Source organism: Bacillus sp. CDB3 (genome assembly GCF_002081505.1).
Lineage (GTDB): Bacteria > Bacillota > Bacilli > Bacillales > Bacillaceae_G > Bacillus_A > Bacillus_A cereus_AT.
In genome coordinates this window covers 1-2,429 of record NZ_ALBR01000019.1, presented here as the reverse complement: position 1 = coordinate 2,429, position 2,429 = coordinate 1, and the positions used below count along the sequence as shown (strand labels likewise).

Here is a 2,429-nt window from a genome sequence, read left to right as displayed (position 1 = left end):
ACGTACGTACGTACGTACGTACGTACGTACGTACGTACGTACGTACGTAACGTAGTAACTACGTACGTACGTACGTCGCTCNCCTTTTTTTATTTCTTTTTAATTTCCTCATATTTCGCATACCACTCAGGATATAATTTTTTAAATGATACAGGGCGGAACCCTTCTTTTTTCGCACAAATATTCGTTGTACTTGCAGTAATGCAAAGCTCACCATCACCGTTATATATTTCATAACCATATACAACACGAAGCGGGCTCACAGTATCAATCCACGTTTTCACAATTGCTTTTTCTCCGTAACGCATCGCTTTACGATATGAAATTTGCAAGTCTAATACAGGAGAAATAATTCCCTCTTTCTCCATTTCAACATATGAAAATCCTAATTCTTGTATAAGTTTAGTGCGCCCAAGTTCCAGCCACACTAAATAGTTTGAATGGTAAACAACACCCATCTGGTCTGTTTCCGCATAGCGGATTTCAACTTCATGTTCTGCTACAAACATTTCTATTCGCCTTCTTTCACTTCTGCTACCTTGCATACATTTAATCATAATACAGTGGAATCAAAAATAAAATAAAAACAGTGAATCTTTTACCGAAAGGGGCAAGTATATGATCCAAATTGTAACTGTTCGTAGCGGTGATAGTGTTTATGGTTTAGCATCAAAGTACGGATCTACACCTGAAGAAATTGTAAAAGACAATGGACTAAATCCAGCTGAAACACTCGTTGTTGGTCAGGCACTTATTGTTAATACAAAAGGCAATAATTATTATGTACAGCCTGGTGACAGCTTATATCGAATTTCTCAAACGTATAACGTTCCTCTCGCTAGCTTAGCTAAAGTTAATAACCTTTCATTAAAATCTATTCTCCATGTCGGCCAACAATTATATATACCAAAAGGTACAAAACGAGCAGTAGAATCCATCGCTTATTTACAGCCTTCAACAATACCAATAAAAGAAAGTTTAGTAAATGCTACACGTGCTATTAATCCATTTTTAACATATTTAGCCTACTTCAGCTTTGAAGCAAAAAGAGACGGCACTTTAAAAGAACCAACGGAAACAGCGAAAATCGCTAATATTGCAACGCAAGGTAAAACCATCCCTATGCTCGTTATTACAAATATCGAAAACGGGAACTTTAGTCCTGAACTAACATCTGTTTTGTTGCGTAACCCAACCATTCAAAACAAATTTATTACTAACATTTTGCAAACAGCTGAAAAATACGGCATGCGAGACATTCATTTTGATTTCGAGAATGTAGCACCTGAAGATCGCGAAGCGTATAATCGTTTTTTACGAAATGTGAAAACACGCTTACCTAGCGGGTACACATTAAGTACAACGCTTGTACCAAAAACAAGTTCCAATCAAAAAGGAAAATTTTTTGAGGCTCATGATTATAAAGCACAAGGGCAAATTGTTGATTTCGTCGTCATTATGACATACGACTGGGGTTGGCAAGGCGGACCACCGATGGCGATTTCTCCTATCGGGCCTGTGAAAGAAGTACTTCAATATGCAAAATCTCAAATGCCACCACAAAAAATTATGATGGGGCAAAATTTATATGGTTTCGATTGGAAACTTCCGTTCAAACAAGGAAATCCACCCGCAAAAGCAATCAGCTCTGTTGCAGCTGTTGCACTAGCTCGTAAATATAATGTTCCTATCCGCTATGATTTCACGGCTCAAGCTCCTCATTTCAATTACTTTGACGAAAACGGCGTACAACACGAAGTTTGGTTTGAAGATTCACGGTCCGTTCAAAGTAAATTTAATTTAATGAAGGAACAAGGTATAGGCGGTATTAGCTATTGGAAGATTGGCCTACCATTCCCACAAAATTGGCGTTTACTCGTTGAAAACTTCACAATCACGAAAAAAGGCTGACATAAGTCAGCCCTTTTTTCATATTGCTGTTGAAAATACACCTTTAATTCCCTCACAAAAAAGAAGAATGATAATATCCTTCTTTTCTAACCGTTATCTACAATTGGTTGTTTGCCAGTTTGGTCTTGCATTTGCTTCCCTTTATTGCCACCAGCTTTTTTCGATTGTGTTCCAATTTGATTTGGTGCAAAGTCTTTTGAATTCTTTTTCGGATTACCCATTACTATCGCCTCCTTAACACTAGTATCGTACTAGTGTTAAGAATTATTCAGCCTGCTTAAAAAGTTTCATTTCATAACGTTTTTCAATACGTTCTTCAATTCGATCGATTGCATCACGATCGCTTAATAATTGTTGTTTATTTTCATTTACAAGTTCTTCAAACGATTTACGGCGACTTCTTCTCATGCTGCTCACCCTTTCTCCTTCGCTTTCTTACTACATAGTATGAGCAAATGAAAAACTCTTTAATCAGATTTGCAAGAAAATTTTATGTTTTTAGTACTCCCTAAAAAAAA

At 36.9% G+C, this 2,429-nt stretch carries 4 protein-coding genes; 1 reads left to right on the top strand and 3 read right to left on the bottom strand.

What is annotated here, in order from left to right; genetic code table 11:
• Positions 1-89: 89 nt before the first annotated feature.
• On the bottom strand, positions 90-509 hold the full coding sequence (locus tag CDB3_RS06460) for an acyl-CoA thioesterase (protein ID WP_000495819.1): 420 nt from the start codon (positions 507-509) through the stop codon (positions 90-92).
• A 109-nt stretch (positions 510-618) separates the two neighbouring features.
• Between CDB3_RS06460 and CDB3_RS06455 the strand changes: the two genes are divergently transcribed.
• Positions 619-1,911 (top strand): glycoside hydrolase family 18 protein, encoded by a 1,293-nt coding sequence (locus tag CDB3_RS06455; RefSeq protein WP_097829062.1) that lies wholly within the window; start codon positions 619-621, stop codon positions 1,909-1,911.
• An 86-nt stretch (positions 1,912-1,997) separates the two neighbouring features.
• Here the strand turns inward: CDB3_RS06455 and sspN are convergent, their stop codons facing one another.
• Both sspN and CDB3_RS06445 read right to left on the bottom strand, forming a co-directional pair.
• Positions 1,998-2,132: an acid-soluble spore protein SspN gene (sspN, locus tag CDB3_RS06450; RefSeq protein ID WP_000527988.1), complete on the bottom strand. Its 135-nt coding sequence runs from the start codon at positions 2,130-2,132 to the stop codon at positions 1,998-2,000.
• A 43-nt stretch (positions 2,133-2,175) separates the two neighbouring features.
• Positions 2,176-2,319 (bottom strand): FbpB family small basic protein, encoded by a 144-nt coding sequence (locus tag CDB3_RS06445; RefSeq protein ID WP_001254699.1) that lies wholly within the window; start codon positions 2,317-2,319, stop codon positions 2,176-2,178.
• Positions 2,320-2,429 lie beyond the last annotated feature (110 nt).

Coding starts and splice junctions, on each gene's coding strand:
- CDB3_RS06460 (WP_000495819.1), bottom strand. CDS start 509: ATGTTTGTAGCAGAACATGAAGTTGAAATCCGCTATGCGGAAACAGAC.
- CDB3_RS06455 (WP_097829062.1), top strand. CDS start 619: ATGATCCAAATTGTAACTGTTCGTAGCGGTGATAGTGTTTATGGTTTA.
- sspN (WP_000527988.1), bottom strand. CDS start 2,132: ATGGGTAATCCGAAAAAGAATTCAAAAGACTTTGCACCAAATCAAATT.
- CDB3_RS06445 (WP_001254699.1), bottom strand. CDS start 2,319: ATGAGAAGAAGTCGCCGTAAATCGTTTGAAGAACTTGTAAATGAAAAT.